We start from the raw sequence: 23,897 nt of genomic DNA, 5'->3' as shown, positions 1-23,897 counted from the left end.
TGATTGATCTTGCAAAACAGCGCCAGAACCTTTCACACTCGAACGATGAGCCAGGACACCCCGTGCATCGCCGTCTGCATGATCGACCCCAGGACGAAGCTGTGCTTCGGCTGCGGCCGCACACTGCCGGAGATCGCACGCTGGGGCCGCATGTCGCGCGACGAGCGGCTGACGCTCATGGAGGGGTTGCCTGCGCGCATGGACGACGCCGGCCTGCCCGCACTGGCGCGGCGGCACGGCTGAACGCCTCCCGCCGGACGGGAGGCGCCGCATGAACAAGGTCGTGCTGGTGCTCGTCACCATGGTGCTCACCGCAAGCGCGGTGATCGTCTACAAGGATCCGGAACAGGCCGCGCTTGCCAGCGACACTGTCTCCGAGGTGCTGCGCAGCCGCGCGCTCAGGGCGAAGACGAGCCCGAAGACCAACGCCGTCGAGATCGAGCGCACCAGAGGCGGCGAGTTCGCGCTGCGTGCCAAGATCAACGGCATCACCGCGCCGATGGTGGTCGACACCGGCGCCACATCGGTGGTGCTGACCTACGAGACCGCGAAGGCCGCAGGCCTGCCGCTCGAGCTGCTCGACTACGACGTCGACGTCGAGACCGCCGGCGGCCACACCAAGGCGGCACGGCTGACGCTCGACCGGCTGGCGATCGGCAATCTGGTGGAGCGCTCAGTGCCGGCGCTGGTGGTGCCGCACGGCCAGATGAAGACCAACCTGCTCGGCATGAGCTTCCTCGACCGGCTCGAACGCTTCGAGGTGCGCTCGGACCGGCTGATGCTGCACGGCTATCCCGACCGCAGCTGACGGCTTCCCGCCGTGGCCTGTCTTGCGGGGCCTGCAAGTCTCGGCCTAGGCTCCGCGCCATGGCAGAGCTTGAGAGTCAGCATCCGATTCAATTGGCGCTCAACGAGAACCCGTTCGGGCCCTCGCCGGCGGCCGTTGCCGCCATCAGGGCTGATCTGTCCGGCCTCGCCCGCTACACCGGACGCGAGGTCGAGGATCTCACGGCAGCAATCGCCGCGCACGACAACGTGCCGCCGGATCAGATCGTGCTCGGCGAGAATCTGAACGTGCTCGGGCTCTATCTCTCCGCTCACGGCGGCCCGGGCGGCGCCTTCATCACGTCCGAGCCGGGTTATACCGCGCTGGTCGATGCGGTGGCGCCGGCCGGCGGCACCGTGATCGGCGTGCCGCTGAACCACCAGCTCGAAAACGACCTGCCCGCGATCTCGGCCGCCGTCGATGACCGCACCCGCGCGGTCTATCTCGTCAACCCGCATAATCCGTCCGGCACGGTGAGCGAAACCACGCACTTCATCGAGGCGGTGCGCGAATTGTCGACACGCGCGCTGGTCATCGTCGACGAGGCGTATCTCGAATTCCTGCCTGATTTCGCCGCGCGCACGGTCGCACCGCCGGTGCGCGACGGCGCCAATGTCGCGGTGTTCCGGACCTTCTCCAAGATCCATGGGCTGGCGAGCCTCGCGATCGGCTACACCCTGGCGCCGAAACCGCTCGCGGCATCGCTCAAGCAGATCGGCATCGGCGCCTTCTTCGGGCTGAGCCGGCTGAGCCTCGTCGCTGCCCTGGCCAGCCTGCACGATCCCAGCCATCTGGACGCCGTCCGCGCCAAGGTCGCGGCCGAGCGCGAGGCGTGGCATGCGCTGCTGCGGACACGCAAGCGTCGCTTCAGCGCTTCAAAGGCGAATTTCGTGTTCTTCGACTGCGGGCGTCCGCATGCCGAGGTGGCGGCGGCGCTGGCCGCGCGCGGCATCCTCATCGGCCGCGCCCAACCGCATTTCGACACCTGGCTGCGGATCTCGATCGGGCTGCCGGACGACAACGCGATCGCGCGCCAGGCGGTGGCGGAGCTGCTGCCGGCAACCAGCTGAATCAGGCGAGCATTGCAGCCGGCGCGCGCTCCTCGACCAGCGCGACCGCCTCGCGCAGCACCTCGATGCCAGCCTCCGGCCTGACGCCGCGCTCGGCGAGATGGCGGCGGAAGGCTCGCGCGCCGGGTACGCCGTGATAGGCGCCGACGAGGTGGCGCGTGATGGAATGGAGCCGCGCGCCCTGCCCGATCTGCCGCGCAATATAAGGCTCGAGCGCAGCCAGCGCGTCCTTCATGGTCTGATGCGGCGCGGCCTCGCCGAACAGCACGGCATCGACCTCGAGCAACCGCCACGGCTCCTGATAGGCCGCGCGCCCGAGCATCACGCCATCGACGTGAGCGAGATGCGCCTGCGCCGCCGCGATGCTGCTGATGCCGCCATTGATGATGACCGGCACCTGCGGCAGCCTCGCCTTCAGCCGGTAGACCCGGTCGTAGTCGAGCGGCGGAATGTCGCGATTCTCCTTCGGCGACAGGCCGTTCAGCCACGCCTTGCGCGCATGCACGATCAGCGCGTCGGTGCCGCTGTCCACGACCGCATCCGCCAGCGCATCGAGCGCCACCTCCGGATCCTGGTCGTCGATGCCGATGCGGCACTTGACCGTGACGGGAATGCGGACCGCGCGCTTCATCGCCGCGACGCAGGCCGCAACGAGCGCAGGCTCCGCCATCAGGCAGGCGCCGAAACGGCCGTCCTTCACCCGGTCCGACGGGCAGCCGACATTGAGATTGATTTCGTCGTAGCCGAACTGCTCTCCGATCTGCGCCGAAGTCGCGAGATCGGCAGGATCGGAGCCGCCGAGCTGCAGCGCGATGGGATGCTCGCTGGCGTCAAAGCCGAGCAGCCGCTGGCGATCGCCATGGATGACGGCGCCCGTCGTGACCATCTCGGTATAGAGCAGCGCCCGGCGCGACAGCAGCCGATGGAACACCCGGCAGTGCCGGTCGGTCCAATCCATCATGGGTGCCACGGCAAATCTATGTGATTGAGATTGCTTCATTTTTCGAGAATATTCAGTTCGTTGGGTCGCCCCGTGTGCACTCTAATCTACGCCACAGCGCGATGTTTTTTCCGGCTCTTCGCCGCCTGAGCGCACACGGAGCGCACACGCATGGCAACTTTCACCAGACTGAAATCCGGCTCTTGGAGAGCCCAAGTCCGACGAAAGGGAAAATATGTCAACGGGACGTTTCTCCGCCGAAAGGACGCAGACGAATGGGCCATCGATATCGAGCGGCGGCGACAACAATACCACGACGATGAAATAGCGGGCTGAGCGCCGTCGGCGATCTGGTCCTCGTCGCGGTTAGGCGAGGCATGGGTCGTCATAACGATGTAACCTTTCGTATCAGACAGCCGCGCGTCTCTAACGAGCCCATGGCGATGGTGTAGCCGGACTCATGGCCTGCACCGAGCGCCCCCTAGCTCACCAGCGCAATACTCCGCCCCGCAAATGACAGCTCGATCTCCGCACCCACGGCGGGAGACGCATCCGTCTGCCGGCTAAGGACCAGCAGCTCGCCGACTGGGGTTGCGACGGTCAACTCGATGTGGTCGCCGAGGTAGGAGGATTTTCGGACGGTCCCTGCGAGGCCGGGGCCGAGCGTGATGCCGTGGGGGCGGATGGCCGCCCTGGCCGGACCGGGGGTGAGGCCGCGCGCGGGCAGCGTCAGGCGGAGGGGGCCGAGCACGATTTGGGCCTGTCCGTCGTGTACCGCCTCGATCGTGACATCGACGAGGTTGGCATCGCCGATGAAGTCGGCGACGAAGCCGTTGGCCGGGCTCTCGTAGAGCTCGCGCGGCGAGCCCTGCTGCGCGATCTTCGCGTTCGACATCACGATGATGCGGTCGGAGACCGCGAGCGCCTCCTCCTGGTCATGCGTGACATAGGCGACGGTGAGCTTGAGCTGCTGCTGCAGTTCGCGGATCTCCTGGCGCACCCGGCGCCTGAGCTTGGCATCGAGATTGGACAGCGGCTCGTCGAACAGCAGCACCTGCGGCTCCAGCACCAGCGCGCGGGCCACGGCGACACGCTGCTGCTGGCCGCCGGACAGTTCGGCCGGATAGCGCGCCTCGTAGCCGGCGAGCCCGACCAGCGCGAGCTTCTCGCGCGCCATCGCCTCGGCCTTGGCCCTGCCAAGCCCCTTCACTGTCGGCCCATAGGCGGCGTTCTCGAGCACGGTCATGTGCGGGAACAGCGCGTAGGACTGGAACACCATGCTGACGTCGCGGTCCGCCGCCGACAGCCGGGTGACGTCCTTGCCGCCGATCAGGATCTGCCCCCGGCTCGCGATCTCGAGCCCGGCGATCATGCGGAGCGTCGTGGTCTTGCCGCAGCCGGACGGGCCGAGCAGGGTCACGAGCTCGCCCGCGTGAATCGTGAAGCTGACATCGTCCACCGCCGTCACCGGGCCGTAGCGCATGCTGACATGGTTGAATTCGACCGAGGCGGGTCTGGATTTGGTCATCGCTGGTCCTAGCTGGCGAGCTCGGCGGCCGGCGCTGCGAGCGCCACGGGCTTGCGCCCGAGCTTGCGCCCGAGCTTGCGCTCGCCGACGCCGAGCTGGATGAGGGCGATGCCCGCCGCCATGACGACGATCAGCACCGAGGAGTAGGCGATGGCGAGGCCGAACTCGCCGGCCTCGACCCGCCCGACGATGTAGGCGGTCGAGAGATTGTACTCGGCCGAGACGAGAAAGATCACGGCGCTGACCGAAGTGATGCTGCGCACGAAGCTGTAGATCAGCGCGGCGATCAGCGCGGGCTTGAGCAGCGGCAGCACGACGCGGCGCAAGGTCGTGAAGCTGCGCGCCCGCAACGTCGTCGAGGCCTCGTCGAGGCTCTTGTCGATCTGCGCGAGGCCCGCGATCCCGGCGCGGATGCCGACGGGCATGTTGCGGAACACGAAGGCGAGCACCAGGATCAGGCCGGTCCCGGTGATCTCGATTGGCGGCACGTTGAAGGCGAGGATGTAGGCGACGCCGAGCACCGTGCCAGGAATGGCGAAGCTCAGCATGGTCGTGAACTCGAGCAGCCGGCGGCCGACGAAGCGCTGCCGGGTCAAGAGATAGGCGGTGAGCAGGCCGATCAGCGCCGTCAGCGGCGCCGAGATCGCGGCGACTTTCAAGGTCGTGAACAGCGACGGCCAGGCGGCGCCGCTGAAGAACAGCCCGTGACTGAGGTCGACGGAAAAGCCGGTGCTGTAGTGCTCCAGCGTCGGCGTATGATCGCGGCCCATCGTCTTCACGAAGCCGCCGATCAGGATGACGGTGTAGATCACCGCGGTCAGCGCGACCCAGGGTCCGGTCACCGCGGCTGACAGCACGGTAACCGCGACCGGCAGCTTCGCCGGAAGGCCGGAATCGCCCTTGCCGGAGATGGTGGTGTAGCTCTTGCCGCCGAGCCAGCCCTGCTGCAGGCCGAACGCGGCGAGCGTGAAGACGAGCAGCACGATCGAAAGCACCGCGGCAAGGCCCTGGTTGTGCGCGGCGCCGACCACGGCGAAGAAGATCTTGGTCGAGAGCACCTCGAAATTGCCGCCGAGCACCAGCGGGTTGCCGAAATCGGCCAAGCTCTCGACGAAGCCGAGCAGGAAGGCGTTGGCGAGCCCCGGCCGCAGCAGCGGCCAGGTCACCGTGCGGAAGGTCGGCCAGGCCTTCGCGCCCAGCGTCTGCGCCGCCTCCTCGAGGCTCGGCGCGATCGCCTGGACCACGCCCATCAGCACGAGGAAGGCGATCGGCGCGAACGACAGCACCTGCGCCAGCAGCACGCCCGGCAGGCCGTAGATCCAGCGCGAGCGCGGGATGCCGAACCATTCGACCATCAGCCCGGTGACGACGCCGGATCGGCCGAACAGCAGGATCAGCGCCAGGCCGATGACGAAGGGCGGCGTGATGATCGGCAGCACCGTCATCGCGCGCATCAGCCGCTTGCCCGGCATCGCCGTACGCAGCACCAGCAGCGCGCAGGCCAGCCCCAGCAGCGTGGTGATGAGGCCGGTCAGCACGCCCAGGATCAGCGTGTTCCAGGCGACGCCGCAGGCGATGCCGCCGCCGAGGCAGCCTGTGCCCCAGATCGTCGACGAGAACAGGCGGTCGACGAATTCGCCCAGCGCCCACTGCCCATGCGCATCGACCAGCGCGCTGCGCAGGATGGTCGCGACCGGCAGGAAGATGAAGAGGCCGATCAGCAGGACGACGACACCGATGGTGGACGTCGTGAACAGGTCGCCGCGGCAGACGCCGCGATAGGCGAGGCCATGGCAGAGCAGCAGCAGCAGCGAGACCAGGGTCAGCAGCGCGCCGTAACCCATGCCCGGCTGCGCGGCGCCGGCGCCGCCGAGCAGCACCGCGAGCGATGGCATGCCTTGGCCGGGCAGCGTGATCGCGAAGCCTTGCGCCGCCAACGCGGCGAGGCCGAGCAGCCCGACAGCGATCAATCCGCGGCCGCTGAAACTGGTGTTGCCGCGGATCACGAGCAAGGTCGCTGCGACGAGCGCGAGGCCGATCGGCCACAGCCACGGCGCCGCCCCCGAGATCGCCAGCGCCAGCGCGGTGCCGACCCTTCCGAACGGATAGCCGGAGAGGTCCCAGCCGTCCGGCAGGTACCACGGCACGATGACATAGCCGAGCCAGCCGATGATCAGCGTAAGCCGCGTCGCGGGACGCATCGCTCTCTCCGCAGCCGGGGGACTACTTCGGCAGCGCCTTGACCTCTTTGTCCCATCGCGTCAGCAACCGCGCGCGCTCGGCCGACGAGCCGTATTTGACGAAATCGTAGTTGATCAGCTTCATCTCGCTCATCTTCGGCGCCTGCGGCGGCACCGGAGCGGTCTTGTTGGACGGCACCTGATACGACTTCGCGGGAGCGGCGAGCGCCTGCGCGGCTGGGCTCAGCGCCCAGTCGTAGAATTTCTTGGCGTTCTCCAGGTTGCGCGCGCCCTTGACGATCGACATCGAGCCGATCTCGTAGCCCGTACCCTCGCACGGCGCCACGGCCTTGATCGGATCGCCCTGCACCGCATAGACCACCGCGTCATGGATGAAGACGATGCCGACCGCGGTCTCGCCGAGGCTCGCCGCCTTGGCCGGCGCGGCGCCGGACTTGGTGTACTGGCTGACGTTCTTGTGCAGGGCCTTGAGATAGTCAAAACCCTTGTCTTCGCCCATCAGCTGCACGACTGTCGCCAGCAGCGTATAGGCGGTGCCGGACGAATTGGGATCGGCGACCTGCACGTCGTCCTTGAGCTTCGGATCGAGCAGATCGGCCCAGCATTTCGGCTCCGCGATGCCCTTGGCCTTGATCTGCTCGGTGTTGTAGCCGAAGCCGAGCGCGCCGGCATAGATGCCGATAGCGCGCTGCTTGGCCGCCTTCCACTGGTTCAGCGCCCAGTCATGCAGATCCTTGTTCGCGGGCGATTCGTATTCGAGCGTCAGGCCCTCGTCGGCGGCCTGGAGATGCGGATCGCCGGTGCCGCCCCACCAGATGTCGGCGCGCGGGTTGGACGCTTCCGCCCGGAGCTGCGCCAGCACCTCGCCGGCGGATTTCCGCGTCATCGCCACCTTGACGCCGGTCTCCTTCTCGAACGTCGTGGACATGGCTCGGCACCATTCCTCTTGCACGCCGCAATACATCACGAGGGAGCCATCGGCCGACGCAGGCACGGATGCGCCCGCCAGCATGGCGAGACCGAGCAGCAGGCTCGGCGTCAGGGATCTCGAAACCATGGTCCACCTCCCGAGAAACGAGAACTTGATGTTCTCTGTATTTGGCCGCGAGGGTGGCTGCTCTGCCGCCGCGAAGCAACGGTATTCTGCCGGCTAGCCGATCCCGGTGATGTCGCGCAGCTGCGGCGCCAGCGCCGGCGTGCAGCACAGGATCGGGTTGCCCTTGCTGATGCCGTCAGCGGCGAAGAAGTCGTTCACCCAGCCGCCGGCCTCGGCGACGATCACGAGGCCCGCCGCGACGTCCCAGGAATTGATGTGCGGCTCGGCATAGGCGTCGGTGCGTCCGTTCGCGACATGGCACAGGCCCAGCGCCCCCGAGCCCGAGCGCTTCACCGAGCAGCCGGCGGCATAGGCGCGGCCGATCACCTCCACATAACGCTGCGCCGGGATGCGGGCCGACCAGCCGAGTTCGACATAAGCGCGCCGGATGTCACCGGTCGCCGAGACGGCGATGCTCTGCCCGTTCAGCGTCGCGCCATGGCCGCGCCGCGCGACATAGAGCTCGTCGAGCGCGGGCGCGGCGATAATCCCGATCGCCGGCACGCGGTTCAGCAGGAAGCCGACCGAGATGCACCAGTTGCGATCGCCGCGGGCGAAGTTCGCAGTGCCGTCGATCGGATCGACGATCCAGACCGCATCGCTGGCGTCGCCGCCGCCTTCCTCGCCGATCACGGTATCCTCGGGGAACAGCTCGGCGAGCCGTTCACGTAGAAAGCTCTCGACCACGCCGTCGGCGACGGTGAGCCAATCCTGCGCCCCCTTCATCGTCACTCCGAGACTGTCCTTGCGGCCGAAATAATCGAGCGCGATGCGCCCGGCCTCGGCCACGAGGCCCTGGACTGCGTAGCAGCGCAGCAGCAGCTCGGTCTCCGTCATCGTCAGCTGGCCTCGACGGCAACGGGCCGCCCGCTGTGCGCCGACAAGGTCGCGGCGTCGGCGAGCATCTGGGCGCGCAGCCCATCGCGGCCGCTCGGCGACGGCGCCGCCTTGCCGGCGCAGACATCGATGAAGGCGGCGAGTTCGGCGCGATAGGCGGCGCTGTAGCGTTCGAGGAAGAAATTCTGCACCGGGTCGGCGCGGAAACCCTGGCCGGTCGCGATCTCGACGGTGGTCTCGTGCACATTGCCCGCGCGCAGCATACCCTTCGCGCCATGCACCTCGACGCGCTGGTCGTAGCCGTAGCTGGCGCGGCGCGAGTTCGAAATCTGCGCGATGCGCCCGCTTGCCGTCTTCATCAGCACCGCCGCCGTATCGACGTCGCCGGCCTCGCCGATCGCCTTGTCGACCAGCGCCGAGCCGAGCGCAAAGACCTCGACCGGCTCCTCCGCCAGCAGGAAGCGCGCCATGTCGAAATCATGGATCATCATGTCGCGAAAGAGACCGCCCGAGCGCTTCACATAATCCACCGGGGGCGGTGCCGGATCGCGCGAGATGATGCTGACGATCTCGATCTCGCCGGCCTCGCCGCTGCGCAACCGCTTCTCCAGCGCCGCGAAGTTCGGATCGAAGCGGCGGTTGAAGCCGATCATCAGCGGCTTTCCAGCTTTTTCCACCGTGGCCAAGCAGCGGCGAATGCGGTCCGAGTCGAGGTCGACCGGCTTCTCGCAGAACACCGCCTTGCCGGCCGACACAGCCGCTTCGATCAGATCGGCATGCGTATCGGTCGGCGTGCAGATCAGGATCGCGTCGATCTTGGCATCGGCGATGATCGCATCCGCATCGGCCACGTCGGCGCCGGTGGCCTGTGCGAGCGAGAGCGCAGCCTCCTTCGAGGCGTCGGCCACCGCGACGAGCCGTGCATCGCCGCGCGACGCGACATTGAGACCATGAATGCGCCCGATCCTGCCGGCGCCAAGAAGTCCAAACCGCATTATCATCATCGTTGCTTGACTCTTCGAAGAAGCATTTCATTCTCTGCGCCGTCCAGTCAAGGACGGAGCCGCTGTTCTCAATGTCATCCGCTGCATCGCACCATCAAACCGAGTCGAACGATCACGCGCTTCAACAGCGCGCGAGCGCGTCCGCTTTGGCCAAAGCATGCGCAGAGCCCAGTGCTGCATCATGTCGGCGGGCCTGATCATGTCGCGTGCTGGGTTGAGCAGGAGCGAGTAATGGCGACGATCAGGCTCACGATGGCGCAGGCGCTCGTCGCCGCGATGGCGGCGCAGCGGACGGTGATCGACGGCGAGACGCTACCGCTGTTCGCCGGCGTCTGGGCGATTTTCGGCCATGGCAATGTGGCCGGTCTCGGAGAGGCGCTGTTTGCCGCGCGCGACCGCCTGCCAACCTTGCGCGCGCATAATGAGCAGGCGATGGCCCATGCCGCGATCGCCTTCGCCAAGGCCGCGCGCCGCCGCCGCATGATGGCGGTGACGAGCTCGATCGGCCCCGGGGCGACCAACATGGTGACGGCCGCAGCCGTCGCGCATGTCAACCGGCTGCCGCTCTTGCTGCTGCCGGGCGATGTCTTCGCCGGACGCCGTCCCGATCCGGTGCTGCAGCAGATCGAGGATTTTGGCGACGGCACCGTCTCGGCCAATGACTGCTTCCGCCCGGTCTCGCGCTATTTCGACCGCATCACCCGGCCCGAGCAGATCATCCCGGCCTTCGAGCGCGCGATGCAGGTTCTGACCGACCCGGCCGAATGCGGCCCGGTGACCCTCGCGCTTTGCCAAGACGTGCAGACGGAGGCCTACGACTTTCCGCCCCAGTTCTTCGCCGAGCGCATCTGGCAGCCGTGCCGGCCGCGTCCCGACGCGACGCGACTGGCCGAGGCTGCAGCCCTGATCAAGACATCCAAGCGCCCGCTCGTCATCACCGGCGGCGGCGTGCTCTACAGCGAGGCGGAACGCGAGCTCGCCGCGTTCTGTGCGGCGCACGGCATTCCGGCAGCGGAAACGCAAGCCGGCAAGAGCGCGCTGCCGCACGACCATCCGCTCAATCTTGGCGCGATCGGCGTCACCGGCACCGGCGCCGCCAACGCGGCGGCGCGAGAGGCCGATGTTGTGCTCGCGATCGGCACGCGGCTGCAGGATTTCACCACCGGCTCGCGCGCGTTGTTCGCCGATCCTGCCTGCCGTATCATCGGCCTCAATACGCAGCTGTTCGATGCCGCCAAGCACCGCGCGCAGCCGCTCGTCGCCGATGCCCGAGCCGGGCTGGCGGAGCTCGGCACAGCACTTCATGGCTGGACCGCACCGGCCGCCTGGACCGAGCAGGCCAAAGCCGGCCGCACGGCCTGGCTGGACACCGCGGCGCGCTATCTTGCCCCCGGCAACGCGATCCTGCCCAGCGATGCCGAGGTCATCGGCGCCGTGCAACGCCGCAGCCGGCCCGATGACGTGGTGCTGTGCGCTGCCGGCGGGTTGCCGGGCGAGCTGCACAAGCTGTGGCAGCCGGGCGCGCCCGGCGGCTATCACATGGAATACGGCTATTCGTGCATGGGCTATGAGATCGCCGGCGGGCTCGGCGTGAAGCTCGCCAATCCCGCGCGCGACGTGGTCGTGATGGTCGGCGACGGGTCCTATTTGATGATGAACTCCGAGATCGCCACGTCGGTGATGCTCGGTGCGAAGCTCATCATCATCGTGCTCGACAATCGCGGCTTCGGCTGCATCAACCGGCTGCAGAATGCGACCGGCGGCGCGCCCTTCAACAATCTTCTGCACGACACCCGCCACGAGACCCTGCCCGAGATCGACTTTGCGCGCCACGCAGCCAGCCTGGGCGCGATCGCGCACAAGGTCGCCGGGATCACCGAGCTCGAAGCGTCGCTCGATGCGGCGCGCAGCCACGATCGCACCAGCGTCATCGTGATCGACACCGACCCGCTGCGGTCCACCGATGCCGGCGGCCATTGGTGGGAGGTGGCGGTGCCGGAGGTCTCGGAGCGCGCGGAGATCGAGGCCGCGCGACGCAACTATGTCGAGGCGCTGCGGCGCCGCGGCCATTGATCCAGCGAGGACGACATGCCCATCCGTATCGGCGCGAACCCCATCGGCTGGTCGAACGACGACCTGCAGGAGATCGGCGGCGAGACCCCGCTCGAGACCTGCCTCGCCGAGGCGCGCGAGGCCGGCTTCGAGGGCATGGAGCTCGGCCACAAATTTCCGCGCGAGCCGCAGGCGCTGAAGGCTGCGCTCGCGCCGTTCGGCATGGCCTGCATCTCCGGCTGGTACTCGGCCGAACTGCTGACGCGCGATGCCGAGGCCGAGATGCGCCAGTTGCGCCCGCATCTCGATCTGCTCAAGGCGATGGGATCGACCGTGCTAGTCTTCGCCGAGACCTCGAATGCGATCCATGGCGATCGCGGCAGGCCGCTGTCGCGGCGGCCGGTGATGCAGCCGGGCGACTGGGCGGAGTTCGGCCGCCGCATCACGGACGTGGCCGAGCGCACGCTCGCTGAGGGCGTCAGGCTGGTCTACCATCACCACATCGGCACCATCGTGCAGAGCGCCGACGAGATCGACGCCTTCATGGCGGCGACCGGCGACGCCGTGCATCTGCTGCTCGACACCGGCCACGCCACCTGGGGCGGCGCCGATCCGGCGGCGCTGGCGCGGACCTATCGCGCCCGCATCAGCCATGTCCACGCCAAGGACGTACGTGCCGCCGTCATGGATCAGGCGCGCCGCGAGGATTGGAGCTTCCTCGATGCGGTGCTGGGGCAGGACGACGCGCTCGGCATCTACACCGTGCCTGGCGACGGCATGGTCGACTATGCCGCCGTGTTCCGCGAGCTGCCGGGCTATTCCGGCTGGATCGTCATCGAGGCGGAGCAGGACCCGCGCAAGGCCCCTCCGCTGACCTATGCGAAGAAGGGGGTTGCGCATATCAGGCGGACCTTGCAGGAATCGAGGCTCGCCTGAGGGGCCTCATGGTTCTCAAGGCGATGCGAGACCATCGCCTGAACGCGCCGCAGACGGCGCTGCTCCTGAATGCAATCGAAGGCGACGAGATTGCGCAGCGACGGTGCTCGACGATCGATAGTACCGACCTCGTGGAACTCGCCAGCCAGCCGGTGAGAAAAGTCAAGCCTCCGACCGCCAGCAGCCGTCTGGTCGAGCGGGCATCCCCAAGCCGGGCGCGCGATCGCGAAGATGGCGGCAAGGTGTGAGAGATGGTTGGTGCGATGAAGCAGCATTTCCGCTGCAGCGCAGGTGTCCGCGCCGACGTGGTCTGCAAGGACGTTCGCTTGACACGAAGGGCGCGGCCTCTACTCTCCACTACGCGGCTTTCATGGCCAGGCTGATGGTCTCATCAGGCTTCTTGTGGAAACGCGACGAAAAGCTCCATTCCGGCCGACGCCGAGAACATGCGAGCCATGCGACAAAAGATATTCCTGGGAGGGAATAATGAATAGACGCGAAACGCTCAGGCTGATGGGTGGTGCGACGGCTATGTCCGTTGCCGGTCTACCGCGACTGTCCTGGGCTGATACTCCGAAGGAAATGGTCACCGTCGTCAAGATCGCGGGCATTCCGTGGTTCAACGCGCTGGAAAAGGGCATCCAGAAGGGCGCGAAGGATTTCAGCATCAACGCCAGCATGGTGGGCCCCGCCAACGTCGACCCGGCGCAGCAGGTCAAGTTGCTGGAAGACCTGATCGCCAAGAAGGTCGCCGTCATCGGCCTCGTTCCGCTCGACGTGAAGGTGTGCGAGCCGGTGCTGAAGCGCGCGCAGGCGGCGGGAATCAAGATCATCACCCATGAGGGTCCGGAGCAGGAAGGGCGCGACTGGAACGTCGAACTGATCGACTCCGTCCGCTTCGGCGAAGTGCAGATGGAGCGGCTCGCCAAGGACATGGGCGGCAAGGGCGAATACGTCGTCTATGTCGGTACGCTGACGACGCCGCTGCATAACAAATGGGCCGACGCCGCGATCGCCTACCAAAAGAAGAACTTCCCCGACATGAAGCTCGTCGCCGACCGGTTTCCGGGCGCCGATGAGATCGACACCAGCCAGCGCACGACACAGGACGTGATCAAGGCCTACCCCAACCTCGCCGGCATTCTCGGCTTCGGCTCGAACGGACCGATCGGCGCCGGCAACGCGGTTCGCCAGCAGCGCCTGCAGAAGAAGATCGCCATCGTCGGCACCGTGCTGCCGAGCCAGGCCAAGGCACTGATCAACGACGACATCATCCGCGAGGGCTTTCTCTGGAATCCCACCGATGCCGGCTATGCGATGGTCGCCGTGGCCTCGCTCGTGCTCAATGGGAAACCGATCACCGACGGCGTCGAGGTGCCCGGCCTGGGCAAGGCGTCGGTCGACGTGGCCGGAAAGCAGATCAAGGTCGACAAGATCATGCGGATCAACAAGGAAACCGTCGATGGCCTGATCGCCGGCGGACTCTGACGGCTGCATCGCGCTCCGGGCGATACGCCCGGGGCGCGTGGCCTTTGCCGATCACACGTGGACGGGCCGTTGCCCGCAGCACGCATCGGCTGGCCGCTCCTTTCGCCATCATCTTTTCGAGTTCGAGACCAGAACCTTGACGCCATTCCTGGACATGTCCCGCATCTCGAAGCGCTTCGGCGGCGTCCATGCGCTTCGCAATGTGGACCTGACGTTGCAGACCGGCGAAGTCCATTGCCTCGTCGGCGAGAACGGCTCCGGCAAGTCGACGCTGATCAAGATCATTTCCGGCGTGCAGGCCCCGGAGCCCGGCGGGCGGATCTCGATCGCAGGCCAGGACTACCCGCACCTCAATCCGGTGCGCTCGACGCATTGCGGAATCCAAGTGATCTACCAGGACCTCTCGCTGTTTCCCAATCTCACCGTTGCGGAGAACATCGCCATCGGCCAGCATCTCGGCGGCGTGCGAAGGGTCGATTGGGCAGCGATGAGCGTCATTGCGCTGAACGCGATGGCCAAGGTCGGCGCGGAGTTCGATCCGGACACAAAGGTTGCTGAGCTGCCGATCGCCGGACGCCAACTGGTCGCGATCTGCCGCGCGCTGGCGGCGGATGCCAAGCTCATCATCATGGACGAGCCGACGGCGTCGCTGACCCGGCACGAGGTCGATGCGCTGATCGCCCTGGTCAGCGAGCTGAAGCGAGCCGGCATGTGCATCGTCTTCGTCAGCCATCGACTCGACGAAGTCCTCGAGATTGCCGAGCGCGTCACGGTGCTGCGCGACGGCGTCAAGGTCGGCACCTTCGATGCCGACACCATCGACAGCCGCAAGCTCAGCCATCTGATGACCGGCCACGCCTTCGACTACGACATCCATCCCTATCGTCTCGCAGCGGCCCCGGTGGTGCTGGAGCTGCAGGGGCTCGGGCGCGATGGCGATTACGAGGATGTCGATTTGACCCTGAGGGCCGGAGAAATCCTCGGCCTCACCGGCCTGCTCGGCTCCGGCCGGACCGAGCTTGCGCTGTCGCTGTTCGGCATGAACCCGCCCGATCGCGGCGTCATCCTGCTCGATGGGCAGCCCGTCTCGCTCGCCTCCAATGCGGAGGCGATCCGCAAGGGCATCGCCTATGTGCCGGAAGACCGGCTCACGCTGGGCCTCATCCTCGACCAGTCGATCACGTCGAACATCACGCTCACGGTTCTCGGACGCCTCGCGGGCCGGCTTGGGCTGATCACCGCCGGGACCCGGAACGGCCACGTGACGCAATGGGTCTCACGGCTCGGCATCAAGGTGTCCGATCCGGAGAACCCGGTGAAGACGCTGTCGGGCGGCAACCAGCAGCGGGTGGTGCTGGCGAAATGGATGGCGACCAATCCGCGGGTGCTGATCCTCGACAGCCCGACCGTCGGCGTCGACATCTCCGCCAAGGACGGCATCTACGACATCATCCGCCAGCTCGCCGATGCCGGCGTCGCGGTGCTGCTGATCTCCGATGAGATCCCCGAGGTGCTCTATCACAGCCATCGCGTGCTGGTGATGCGGCACGGCCGGCTGACGCTGGACGTTCCGTCCTCGCAAACCTCCGAACCGGCATTGCGACAGGCGGTCAATGCCTGACAGCCTCAAAGCCCCCTCGGTCAAAGCCGCCTTGGCACGATTCCGGCGCAGCCACGAATTCTGGCTGCTTGCGGTCATCCTGGTGCTCTGCGCCGGACTTGGCGCCGCCAACCCGCAGTTTCTGACGATGCAGAACCTGTTCGATCTCCTGACCTCCTACGCCTTCGTCGGGATTCTGGCGCTTGGGCTTCTGGTGGTGCTGATCGCCGGCGGCATCGATATCTCATTCACCGCCACCGCATCGGTGGCGCAATATGTCGCGCTGGTGATCGCCAACGCCTATGGCGCCAACTGGTTCAGCCTGTTCGCGATGGCGATCGGCACCGGCGTCGCGCTCGGCGCCGTCAATGCGCTGTTCGTCCAGAAGCTGCGCATCCCCTCCATCATCGTCTCCGTCGCCACGCTGAATATCTTCTACGGCCTGCTGATCTTCGTCACCGGCGGCAAATACATCTACTCGCTGCCCGACTGGTTCGCGACGGGCATCTTCTGGTTCGAATTCGACTGGGGCCCGACCAGCTCCTACGGCGTGAACCTGCAGATCCTGATCCTCGGGATCGGTTTCCTCGTCACCTGGCTGCTGCTCAACCGCACCAACATCGGCCGTCAAGTCTATGCGATGGGCGGCAACCCGGACGCGGCGCAGCGGCTCGGCTTTCACACCTTCAGGCTCAATATGCTGGTCTATTGCTATATGGGCGCGATGGCGGGCGCCGCGTCGCTGGTGCAGGCACAGCTCGCTCAATCGGTGGCGCCCACCGTGCTGGTCGGCAAGGAGCTCGACGTGGTGGCCGCCGTGGTGCTCGGGGGCGCCAGCCTCGCCGGGGGTGTGGGAACGGTGCTCGGCACATTCCTCGGCCTGGCCTTGCTTGCCGTGTTGCAGAACGGGCTGATCCTGCTCGGCGTATCGTCCTACTGGTCGCCTTTGTTCGTCGGGCTCGTGATCCTGATCTCGGTATCGGTGACGGCCTGGTCGCAGCGCGAACGGCGTGCCAGACGAGTGCGCGCATGAAGGAAAAATCCCCGCTCTCGCTCGTCACGCGCATCGGCCGCTCTCTTGGCGGCGGCACCATGGGGACGCTGACCCTGCTGCTGGTGTCGCTGTGGGTCGTGTTCGCGCTCGTGATCGGCGAGCGCTTCTTCTCGGTGAACACGCTGCAATCGATGGCCTTCCAGATGCCGGAGCTCGGCATCCTGTCGCTCGCAATGATGCTCGCGCTGCTGTCCGGCGGGCTCAATCTGTCGATCATCGCCACGGCAAATCTCACCGGACTGACCATCGCATTCGTACTGACGCGTACGGTCCCCGGAAGCGAGGGCATGGCTTGGGTCGGATGGCAGCTGCTGGCGATCGCCGCCGGCTTCGGCGTCGCCGGGCTGATCGGGCTCGTCAACGGCTATGTCATCGCCTATCTCGGCGTGTCGCCGATCCTCGCCACGCTCGGCACCATGACGCTCTGCAAGGGCATTGCCATCGGACTGACCCGCGGCAACGTGATCTCCGGCTTTCCCGATCCCATCATCTTCATCGGCAACGGCACCATTTTCGGTGTGCCGTTCGCGCTCGTGGTGTTCGCACTCTGCGCGGTCCCAGTGGCGATCCTGCTCAACGCCACGCCGTTCGGGGCCAAGGTGTATATGATCGGGTCGAACGAGAAGGCGACGCGCTATTCCGGCGTCGATACCCGCGCCGTACTGTTGCGGCTGTACGTGTATTCGAGCCTGCTCGCCGGCGTCGCGGCGTTGGTGATGATGGCGCGGTTCAACTCCGCCAACGCGGCCTATGGCGAGAGCTATCTCCTGGTCACGATCCTGGCCGCGGTGCTGGGCGGCGTCGACCCGTTCGGAGGATTCGGCAAGGTTGGCGGCCTGATCCTGGCGCTGGTGATCCTGCAGATGATCTCCTCGGCCTTCAATCTGCTCAACCTCAGCCAATTCCTCACTCTGGCGATCTGGGGCGGCATTCTGATCGCGGTGGCCGCGGTGCCGCATCTGCGCGCCCTGCTCCGACGGTGAGGTGCGATGCCCAGCGCCGCCGCACCATCCACGATCGCCGTTCTCGACATCGGCAAGAGCAACCTCAAGCTCCTGGTCGCGAGTGACGACGGTTGGCCGATCGAGACGCTGTCAATTCCCAATGCCGCAACCACCTCCGACCGCTATCTCGCCTATGATCTGGCCGCGCTGGAAGCCTGGTTCCTGGATGCTTTGGCCGAGGTCGCGCGGCGCCACGCCATCGGGGCCGTGATCGCGACCGCGCATGGCTGCTCCGCGGTGCTCACCGACGGGCAGTCGGCCGTGCTGCCGATGATGGACTACGAGGCGGTTTCGCCGCCCGAGATCGATCGCGCCTATGAACGGATGGCGCCGCCTTACACCGAGGTTTTCTGCTCCAACGGTTCAGGAGCGATGCGGCTGGCCAAGCAGCTGCTCTGGCAGCAAACCGCCTTTCCAATCGAATTTGCTCGAGCCACCTGCTATCTGACGACGGCGCAATATGTCGCCATGCGGCTCGGCGGCCGGGCCGCGAGTGAAATCTCGCAGCTCGCGGCGCAGGGGCACATCTGGGATGCGATCGCGCGGCGGCCTTCCTCGATCATGCGGGCGCGCTGCTGGGACCGGCTGTTGCCACCGTGCGAGGCAGCGGGGACCGTTCTCGGTACCGTGTCCGAAGCGGTGAGCTGCCGCACCGGACTGTCGCCGGCGACCGAGATTCTGTGCGGGGTACACGACTCCAACGCCAATCTGTTCCGGTACAAAGCCGCGGGCTTAGGCGAGGCCTCGGTGCTGTCGACCGGGACCTGGATGATCGGCTTCAACCGCGGACTCGATCCGGTTCAACTGGACCCCGATCGGGCGATGGTGCTCAACGTCGATGTCGACGGTGAGAACGTGCCGTCCACGCTGACCATGACGGGACGGGAATATGACCTGATCCGGCGCGACCACCGTGCGGACGACGCGGCGGTGCTCGCTGCGATCCCAAAGCTTTGCGCGCAGCGGACGTTGGCACTGCCCTCCTTCGTCGGCGACGACGGCCTGTTTCCCGGGGCCGGCCGGCGCGGCCGGATCACGGGCCCGGCCCCGCGGGACCCTGCAGAATGGCAGGCGCTGGCGACTCTCTACGCGGCGTTTACCGCCAGCAGATGCCTCGATGCGCTGGCGAGCACCGGGCACGTCGTCATCGATGGCGGTTTCGCCGCCAACGTGCCGTTCGCGCGGGCACTGGCCACACTGCGGGCGGGTCAGCGCGTTTCCAGGAGCCAGTCACGGGACGGTACCGCGCTCGGCGCTGCGCTGCTCTGGAAGCGCTCGTCCCGCACCGCGCCGGTCTCGAGCGTCGTGCTCGATGGCGTCGCCGCCCTCGACGATGTCGTGGACCGTACGCAAGTTCTCGAGGCCTACCACTCCTGGATCGACCAATCGGAGCAAACACCATGATCACCGATCGCCACATGGACCTTCGCCAGGGCATCGTCGATACCTGCCGCGACATGAACCGCAACGGTCTCAACCAGGGCACCTCGGGCAATCTCTCGCACCGAATTCCCGGTGGGATGCTGATCACGCCCACCTCGCTGCCTTATGAGCGCATGACCGCGGACGACATCGTTGCGATGGATTTTTCCGCCGAGTATGAGGGCAATCATCGGCCCTCGTCGGAGTGGCGCTTTCATCGCGACATCCTTAAGGCGCGGGACGACGTCAACGTGGTGCTGCATACGCACTCGACCTTTTCCACCATCCTGGCCGTGCACGAGCGCGCCATTCCCTGCTTCCACTACATGGTCGCGGTCGCAGGCGGCAACGACATCCGCTGTGCGCCCTACGCCTGTTTCGGCACCCAGGCGCTGTCGGATCACGCGCTCGCCGCGCTGGAGGGACGCAACGCCTGCCTGCTTGGTCATCACGGACTGATCGTCACGGGGCCGAGCTTCGAAAAGGCGCTCTGGCTCGCCGTCGAGGTGGAGACGCTGGCCAGGATGTACGTCCATGCGCTGGCAATCGGCGAACCGCCGCGCCTGACCGAAGCCGAGATGGCACAGGTCCACGAGCAGATCCGTCGCATGGGCTACGGCCAGGCCCCGGATCTGGATGGCGTGGGCGACGTACCTCGGCTGAAAGCGACCTGATCCACGGCCCATCCAGGATGTCGCTGTGGCGGGTGATCCAGCCGACGACGGCGATGCCCCCCGGATAGACCGCTGCGATGGCGAACGCGTCGTAGCCATAGGGGCGCCCGTCGAGGGCCGAGGTGACGCCGATCCAGGATCCGGGCGAAGAGATCAGCAGGAAGGAGGGATTGCCGGACCGGGAAAAGCTCGTCAGGCGCACCTGCCCCGACACCAAGGCAATCAATCCGTCCCGTGAGTCACTTGCGGAATAGATCAGAGAATTGTCCGCGCTCCGGATGCGACCCAGGCGAAGGATGCTGTCGGCCGATGACGGAGGAAGGCCGGCAAACCACTTGTTCCTGCGCAGAACTGCCTTGAGAATCGTTTTGTTCATTGGCCGCCACACATGAAGACGGGATCGCCGCCGCCGCGACGCTTGTGATCCCATATCAGTATAGCGGAGATCAATCGAGGTGCTGGACTCACGGCGGTGCCGGCCCACTCCGACGCGAATTGCCGAGGTGGTACGCCGACCGACGCTAGAACGATTTCTCCTCGGCCTCATAGATCGTCATCACGGGCGGTCTCGCGCAGAGCTTGGCAACCTCCTGCACGAAGGCCCGTGACTCGGGTCGGGCGAAATGCGCCTTGGGCGCGACGGCGTCGCGCCAGCGCTCGAAGAAGCGCAGACGGAGGGAATTTTCGCATCAGTCTTCGCTCGGGCAAAACCAAGGCCGCACGCGATGATGAGGCCTCCCGAGGTCGAGAACGTCAAGCAGAGATTTCAAACATTCGCGCCGGCGACAGTTCTGCCCACAAGCCAGCCGAAGACCAGCGCCGGACCCAATGTGATGCCGGGCCCGGGATAGGCCCCTTCCATGATCGAGGCCATGTCGTTGCCGCAGGCGAACAGGCCAGGAATTGGCGAGCCATCCGCGCGCAGCACCCTCCCGCGCACATCGGTGACGACGCCTGCGGACATGCCGAGATCGGCCGGGTAAACCGCGACGGCATGGAAAGGTGGCTGCGTGATCGGCGCGACGCAGGGATTGGGATGCTGATCGACGTCGCCGAGCGCGCGCTGATAGATGTTGCCGCCGCGGCCGAAGGCGGGATCCTCGCCGCGGACCGCACCAGCGTTGAACTCGTTGACGGTTGCAGTCAGCGCCTGCGCCGGGACGCCGATCGTCTCCGCGAGCGCGTCCAGAGTGTCGGCCCGCTTGAGATAGCCGGCGGCGACGTCATCAGCGACATTGCGCGTGAACGGCTTGATCTTGCCGAGGCCGTATCTCCACAGGAAGCGGCGATCGCAGATCAGCCAGGCAGGAACAGCTGCGGCGTGCTTGAGCTGCGCGCGCACGAACTCGTGGTAGGACACCGCCTCATTGACGAAGCGGCGGCCGGTGCCATCGACCGCGATCAGGCCGGGCTTGGCGCGATCGGTGACCGTGTGCGGGAAGATGCCGCGACTGCCGTCGGCCCGTGTGAAGGTCGAAGCAGGCACCCAGAACGCGCCGTCTTTCGTCGGTGGCGACAGGCACGCGCCCAGTGCTGCGGCCAACCGCGCGCCGCGCGGTGCGGCACCGGGATCGACGGTGGCTGACAGCGTGCCGGCGGCCTGCGGCACGTAGCGGCGGCGCAGTTCGGCATCATGCGACAGCCCGCCGGTCGCGAGCACCACGCCGCGTCTTGCATTGATCCAGCAGCGGCCGGAGCGATCGATGATTTCGAGCCTCGAGACCCTGCCCTGCGCGTCGGCCTCAAGCTGCTGGACGGAGGTGCCGGTGCGGATCACGACGCCACGATCGAGTACCGAGCGCAGCAGCCGCGCTGCCAGCGCGTTGCCGAGATAAAGCGTGGTGCCGCGCCGCGCCGTGAGCCGCTGCAGGCCATAGCGCGCGATCAACCTGGCCACATGCAGGGCCGAGCGCAACGATCGGCCGGCACGGCGCAGATGCGGGATATCCTGGCGGCTGATCATCATGCCGCCGAACAGCATGAACTCCGGCAAGGGGTCGCGCAGCAGCACAAAGGCGTCGCCGAGGCCGCGCGCATCGAATGGCAGCGGCTCCAGCACCCTGCCACCCGCAGTGGCGCCGGGCAGGTCGGGATAATAGTCCGGATAGGTCGGCACCGGCTGCAGCCGCAGCGCCGTGCGGGCCTCAAGATCGCGCAAGGCTTCGTCGCCAAATGCAAGGAACGTCTCGAGCCGCGTACGGTCCTGCCCCGGCACGGTCTGTGCCAAATACGTCCGCGCCGCCTCCAGCGTATCCGCCCGCCCCTCCGCAGCCGCTTTGTGATTGGCAGGAATCCAGACCATGCCGCCGGAGATCGCGGTGGTGCCGCCGATGAATTCGGCCTGCTCCAGCAGCAGCACCGAGCAGCCGTCAGCGGCGGCGATGGTTGCCGCCGTCATGCCGCCCGCACCCGCTCCGACGACGACGACATCGAACGTCTCGCCGGCTTCGGCCGGCGCCATCTCGGTCATACCATGCCGCCGTTGGGCTGCACGATCTGGCCCTGAACCCAGGACGCCTCGTCGGAGGCCAGGAAGCGAACGACCTCCGCAATCTCGCCGGGCTTGCCGATGCGATTGAACGGGCTGAACGCCGCCATGCGCTGCTTGGCTTCCTCAGTCTTGCCGGCATTGAAAAGATCGGTGTCGACCGGACCGGGCGCCACGGCATTGACTCGAACACCGCGCGCCGAGAGCTCCTTCGCCATCGACCGCACCAGGCTTTCGACCGCGGCCTTGGTGGCCGCATAGGGCCCGGTGCCCGGCACCGCGTGGCGGACCAACGACGTCGTGATCGCGACGATGGCGCCGCCGTCGCGGACGCGCCGAGTCGCTTCCGCCAGCACGTTGAAGGCGCCCATCACGTTCACCTCCATCAGCAGCCGGAAGTCCTCCGGCTTGAAGCTCGCGAGCGGACCTGCAGGCACGTTGATGCCGGCGTTGGCGATGACGGCCTGCGGCTCAGCACCGAAATCGGCGGCAACTTGCGCGAAGACCTGCGCGACCGACGCGGCATCGCGAATGTCGACCTTGTATTGCCTGCCGGGCCCTCCGTCCGACGGGTTGGTGGCGTAGGTCGAGGCCACCTGCCAGCCGGCGACGGCAAACGCCTGTGCGCAGGCGGCGCCGATGCCGCGGGAGCCGCCGAAGATGAGAACGATCGGAGCAGAGGTGGTCATTTTTGATTCCCTGATGCAGATGATGTCGTCGCCATCGCGGCCCGCGTCGCTTCGATCGTCGCCTCGATGCCCTTTTGCAGATCGTAGCGCGGCTGATAGCCGAGTTCCGCTTTGGCGCGGCCGATGTCGAGCGCGCCCTTGGCGGCGCTCAGCACGCGGCCGCCATGATGATAGGGACCGGTGTCGCCGACCGTGATTCTCGCACCGGGAATGGCGCGATTGACGGCGTCGGCCGTGTCGCGCAGCGTCGGCGCCACACCGGTCGCAACATTGTAGGCGTCGAAGCTGTGATGCGGCTTGTCGAGCGCGAGCAGCACGCCGGCCACGGTGTCGTCGATATACACTTGATCGACCGCGAAATTGCCGCCGTCCTCCTGATGGAAGGGCTCGCCGCGCAACGCGGCCTCGATGAAGGTGCGCGGCATGCGCAGGCGCGGCAGATGCGGTCCGTACACCCAGCAGGTCCGCACGTTGATGCATTCGAGCCCGTGATCGCGCGAATAGACGCGACCATAGTGCTCGGCTGCGAGCTTGGTCACGCCGTAGATGCTGGTCGGCTGCTGCGGGTGCTCCTCGTCGATGATGGCCGCCTGGAAGTCGCCATAGGTCTCCTCGGTCGAGATCTGCACGACGCGCCTGACGCCGGAGAGCCGCATCGCCTCGAACAGGTTGATCGCACCCTCGACATTGACCCGCAGCGCCTTCAGCGGGATATCCGCGGCCTGAACCACGCCGACCACGGCGGCGGCGTGGATGACGGCGTCGGGACGGAATGTCTGGAACGCCCGCAGCACTTCATGCCATTCGCCGAGATCGATCGCGGCGGTGACGAGCAGCTGTTGTTGCGAGGCGAGTACGGCCATGGCCGGCGAGACCACCAGGTCGATGGCGACGACGCGATCGCCGCGCGCGAGCAGCGCCTGCACGATCGCCGTGCCGAGCCAACCGCAGGCGCCGGTGACCAAAATGGTCTTGCTCATGGACATGC

General features: G+C 66.7%; 21 protein-coding genes and 1 pseudogene. 12 read left to right on the top strand and 10 right to left on the bottom strand.

Translation table 11 applies throughout. The features are described from left to right. Nucleotides 1-45 precede the first annotated feature (45 nt). The 3 genes from QQL87_RS05240 to QQL87_RS05230 are packed head-to-tail and all read left to right on the top strand — an operon-like array spanning nt 46 to nt 1,896. Nucleotides 46-243 carry a DUF1289 domain-containing protein gene (locus tag QQL87_RS05240; protein ID WP_284416759.1) on the top strand — a complete coding sequence of 66 codons (198 nt, stop codon included), beginning with the start codon at nt 46-48 and terminating at the stop codon, nt 241-243. A gap of 28 nt (nt 244-271) precedes the next feature. Then, nucleotides 272-808, top strand: coding sequence for a TIGR02281 family clan AA aspartic protease (locus tag QQL87_RS05235; RefSeq protein WP_284416760.1), 537 nt, complete (start codon nt 272-274; stop codon nt 806-808). 59 nt (nt 809-867) lie between these two features. Beyond that, nucleotides 868-1,896: a pyridoxal phosphate-dependent aminotransferase gene (locus tag QQL87_RS05230; protein ID WP_284416761.1), complete on the top strand. Its 1,029-nt coding sequence runs from the start codon at nt 868-870 to the stop codon at nt 1,894-1,896. Nucleotide 1,897: 1 nt separating this feature from the next. Here the strand turns inward: QQL87_RS05230 and dusA are convergent, their stop codons facing one another. The 6 genes from dusA to iolG all read right to left on the bottom strand — a co-directional run bounded on the left by dusA (nt 1,898) and on the right by iolG (nt 9,496). Next, nucleotides 1,898-2,896 (bottom strand): tRNA dihydrouridine(20/20a) synthase DusA, encoded by a 999-nt coding sequence (gene dusA, locus QQL87_RS05225; RefSeq protein ID WP_284416763.1) that lies wholly within the window; start codon nt 2,894-2,896, stop codon nt 1,898-1,900. A 421-nt stretch (nt 2,897-3,317) separates the two neighbouring features. Further along, entirely contained in the window at nt 3,318-4,364 is a 1,047-nt protein-coding gene (locus QQL87_RS05220) for an ABC transporter ATP-binding protein (RefSeq protein ID WP_284416764.1), read from the bottom strand. An 8-nt stretch (nt 4,365-4,372) separates the two neighbouring features. Next, a complete protein-coding gene (locus QQL87_RS05215; protein WP_284416767.1) occupies nt 4,373-6,565 on the bottom strand; it encodes an ABC transporter permease in 2,193 nt (730 codons plus the stop codon). A 22-nt stretch (nt 6,566-6,587) separates the two neighbouring features. Further along, the gene (locus tag QQL87_RS05210; RefSeq protein ID WP_502871138.1) at nt 6,588-7,577 is read right to left on the bottom strand and encodes an ABC transporter substrate-binding protein; all 990 of its coding nucleotides are present in this window, start codon (nt 7,575-7,577) and stop codon (nt 6,588-6,590) included. Nucleotides 7,578-7,715: 138 nt separating this feature from the next. Further along, on the bottom strand, nt 7,716-8,498 hold the full coding sequence (locus QQL87_RS05205) for an inositol monophosphatase family protein (protein ID WP_284416770.1): 783 nt from the start codon (nt 8,496-8,498) through the stop codon (nt 7,716-7,718). A gap of 2 nt (nt 8,499-8,500) precedes the next feature. After that, nucleotides 8,501-9,496 carry an inositol 2-dehydrogenase gene (iolG, locus tag QQL87_RS05200; protein ID WP_284416868.1) on the bottom strand — a complete coding sequence of 332 codons (996 nt, stop codon included), beginning with the start codon at nt 9,494-9,496 and terminating at the stop codon, nt 8,501-8,503. A 237-nt stretch (nt 9,497-9,733) separates the two neighbouring features. Here iolG and iolD point away from each other — a divergent pair, with 237 nt between their 5' ends. The 9 genes from iolD (at nt 9,734) to QQL87_RS05155 (ending at nt 19,732) form a co-directional block, all read left to right on the top strand. After that, nucleotides 9,734-11,575, top strand: a complete 1,842-nt coding sequence (iolD, locus tag QQL87_RS05195; protein WP_284416771.1) for a 3D-(3,5/4)-trihydroxycyclohexane-1,2-dione acylhydrolase (decyclizing) — start codon at nt 9,734-9,736, stop codon at nt 11,573-11,575. A gap of 15 nt (nt 11,576-11,590) precedes the next feature. Next, nucleotides 11,591-12,490, top strand: coding sequence for a myo-inosose-2 dehydratase (gene iolE, locus QQL87_RS05190; protein WP_284416772.1), 900 nt, complete (start codon nt 11,591-11,593; stop codon nt 12,488-12,490). An 8-nt stretch (nt 12,491-12,498) separates the two neighbouring features. Beyond that, entirely contained in the window at nt 12,499-12,738 is a 240-nt protein-coding gene (locus QQL87_RS05185; protein ID WP_284416773.1) for a hypothetical protein, read from the top strand. Between the two features lie 238 nt (nt 12,739-12,976). Further along, on the top strand, nt 12,977-13,978 hold the full coding sequence (locus QQL87_RS05180) for an autoinducer 2 ABC transporter substrate-binding protein (RefSeq protein ID WP_284416774.1): 1,002 nt from the start codon (nt 12,977-12,979) through the stop codon (nt 13,976-13,978). A gap of 136 nt (nt 13,979-14,114) precedes the next feature. After that, nucleotides 14,115-15,599 carry a sugar ABC transporter ATP-binding protein gene (locus QQL87_RS05175; protein WP_284416775.1) on the top strand — a complete coding sequence of 495 codons (1,485 nt, stop codon included), beginning with the start codon at nt 14,115-14,117 and terminating at the stop codon, nt 15,597-15,599. Beyond that, nucleotides 15,592-16,611, top strand: a complete 1,020-nt coding sequence (locus tag QQL87_RS05170) for an ABC transporter permease (protein WP_284416777.1) — start codon at nt 15,592-15,594, stop codon at nt 16,609-16,611. The genes QQL87_RS05175 and QQL87_RS05170 overlap by 8 nt, the downstream gene beginning before the upstream one ends. After that, the gene (locus tag QQL87_RS05165; RefSeq protein WP_284416778.1) at nt 16,608-17,615 is read left to right on the top strand and encodes an ABC transporter permease; all 1,008 of its coding nucleotides are present in this window, start codon (nt 16,608-16,610) and stop codon (nt 17,613-17,615) included. The genes QQL87_RS05170 and QQL87_RS05165 overlap by 4 nt, the downstream gene beginning before the upstream one ends. 6 nt (nt 17,616-17,621) lie before the next feature. Next, nucleotides 17,622-19,040, top strand: a complete 1,419-nt coding sequence (locus tag QQL87_RS05160) for an FGGY-family carbohydrate kinase (RefSeq protein WP_284416780.1) — start codon at nt 17,622-17,624, stop codon at nt 19,038-19,040. Then, entirely contained in the window at nt 19,037-19,732 is a 696-nt protein-coding gene (locus QQL87_RS05155; RefSeq protein WP_284416781.1) for a class II aldolase/adducin family protein, read from the top strand. The genes QQL87_RS05160 and QQL87_RS05155 overlap by 4 nt, the downstream gene beginning before the upstream one ends. 85 nt (nt 19,733-19,817) lie before the next feature. Here the strand turns inward: QQL87_RS05155 and QQL87_RS37240 are convergent. From QQL87_RS37240 to QQL87_RS05140, 4 genes and pseudogenes are all read right to left on the bottom strand, one after another. After that, a pseudogene (locus QQL87_RS37240) lies at nt 19,818-20,108 on the bottom strand (cyclic nucleotide-binding domain-containing protein); the annotation flags it as partial. A 390-nt stretch (nt 20,109-20,498) separates the two neighbouring features. Further along, nucleotides 20,499-22,193 carry an FAD-dependent oxidoreductase gene (locus QQL87_RS05150; RefSeq protein ID WP_284416869.1) on the bottom strand — a complete coding sequence of 565 codons (1,695 nt, stop codon included), beginning with the start codon at nt 22,191-22,193 and terminating at the stop codon, nt 20,499-20,501. Between the two features lie 5 nt (nt 22,194-22,198). After that, nucleotides 22,199-22,909 carry an SDR family oxidoreductase gene (locus QQL87_RS05145; RefSeq protein WP_284416783.1) on the bottom strand — a complete coding sequence of 237 codons (711 nt, stop codon included), beginning with the start codon at nt 22,907-22,909 and terminating at the stop codon, nt 22,199-22,201. Continuing rightward, nucleotides 22,906-23,895, bottom strand: a complete 990-nt coding sequence (locus QQL87_RS05140; RefSeq protein ID WP_284416784.1) for an NAD-dependent epimerase/dehydratase family protein — start codon at nt 23,893-23,895, stop codon at nt 22,906-22,908. Before QQL87_RS05140 ends, QQL87_RS05145 begins: the two co-directional genes overlap by 4 nt. Between the last annotated feature and the right edge of the window lie 2 nt (nt 23,896-23,897).

It is taken from the genome of Bradyrhizobium sp. SSBR45G (genome assembly GCF_030159255.1).
GTDB lineage: Bacteria > Pseudomonadota > Alphaproteobacteria > Rhizobiales > Xanthobacteraceae > Bradyrhizobium.
Note: the sequence above shows the minus strand (reverse complement) of the source record. Positions and strands in the feature narration are given on the sequence as shown.

Coding starts and splice junctions, on each gene's coding strand:
- QQL87_RS05240 (WP_284416759.1), top strand. CDS start 46: ATGAGCCAGGACACCCCGTGCATCGCCGTCTGCATGATCGACCCCAGG.
- QQL87_RS05235 (WP_284416760.1), top strand. CDS start 272: ATGAACAAGGTCGTGCTGGTGCTCGTCACCATGGTGCTCACCGCAAGC.
- QQL87_RS05230 (WP_284416761.1), top strand. CDS start 868: ATGGCAGAGCTTGAGAGTCAGCATCCGATTCAATTGGCGCTCAACGAG.
- dusA (WP_284416763.1), bottom strand. CDS start 2,896: ATGAAGCAATCTCAATCACATAGATTTGCCGTGGCACCCATGATGGAT.
- QQL87_RS05220 (WP_284416764.1), bottom strand. CDS start 4,364: ATGACCAAATCCAGACCCGCCTCGGTCGAATTCAACCATGTCAGCATG.
- QQL87_RS05215 (WP_284416767.1), bottom strand. CDS start 6,565: ATGCGTCCCGCGACGCGGCTTACGCTGATCATCGGCTGGCTCGGCTAT.
- QQL87_RS05210 (WP_502871138.1), bottom strand. CDS start 7,577: ATGCTGGCGGGCGCATCCGTGCCTGCGTCGGCCGATGGCTCCCTCGTG.
- QQL87_RS05205 (WP_284416770.1), bottom strand. CDS start 8,498: ATGACGGAGACCGAGCTGCTGCTGCGCTGCTACGCAGTCCAGGGCCTC.
- iolD (WP_284416771.1), top strand. CDS start 9,734: ATGGCGACGATCAGGCTCACGATGGCGCAGGCGCTCGTCGCCGCGATG.
- iolE (WP_284416772.1), top strand. CDS start 11,591: ATGCCCATCCGTATCGGCGCGAACCCCATCGGCTGGTCGAACGACGAC.
- QQL87_RS05185 (WP_284416773.1), top strand. CDS start 12,499: ATGGTTCTCAAGGCGATGCGAGACCATCGCCTGAACGCGCCGCAGACG.
- QQL87_RS05180 (WP_284416774.1), top strand. CDS start 12,977: ATGAATAGACGCGAAACGCTCAGGCTGATGGGTGGTGCGACGGCTATG.
- QQL87_RS05170 (WP_284416777.1), top strand. CDS start 15,592: ATGCCTGACAGCCTCAAAGCCCCCTCGGTCAAAGCCGCCTTGGCACGA.
- QQL87_RS05165 (WP_284416778.1), top strand. CDS start 16,608: ATGAAGGAAAAATCCCCGCTCTCGCTCGTCACGCGCATCGGCCGCTCT.
- QQL87_RS05160 (WP_284416780.1), top strand. CDS start 17,622: ATGCCCAGCGCCGCCGCACCATCCACGATCGCCGTTCTCGACATCGGC.
- QQL87_RS05155 (WP_284416781.1), top strand. CDS start 19,037: ATGATCACCGATCGCCACATGGACCTTCGCCAGGGCATCGTCGATACC.
- QQL87_RS05150 (WP_284416869.1), bottom strand. CDS start 22,193: ATGGCGCCGGCCGAAGCCGGCGAGACGTTCGATGTCGTCGTCGTCGGA.
- QQL87_RS05145 (WP_284416783.1), bottom strand. CDS start 22,909: ATGACCACCTCTGCTCCGATCGTTCTCATCTTCGGCGGCTCCCGCGGC.
- QQL87_RS05140 (WP_284416784.1), bottom strand. CDS start 23,895: ATGTCCATGAGCAAGACCATTTTGGTCACCGGCGCCTGCGGTTGGCTC.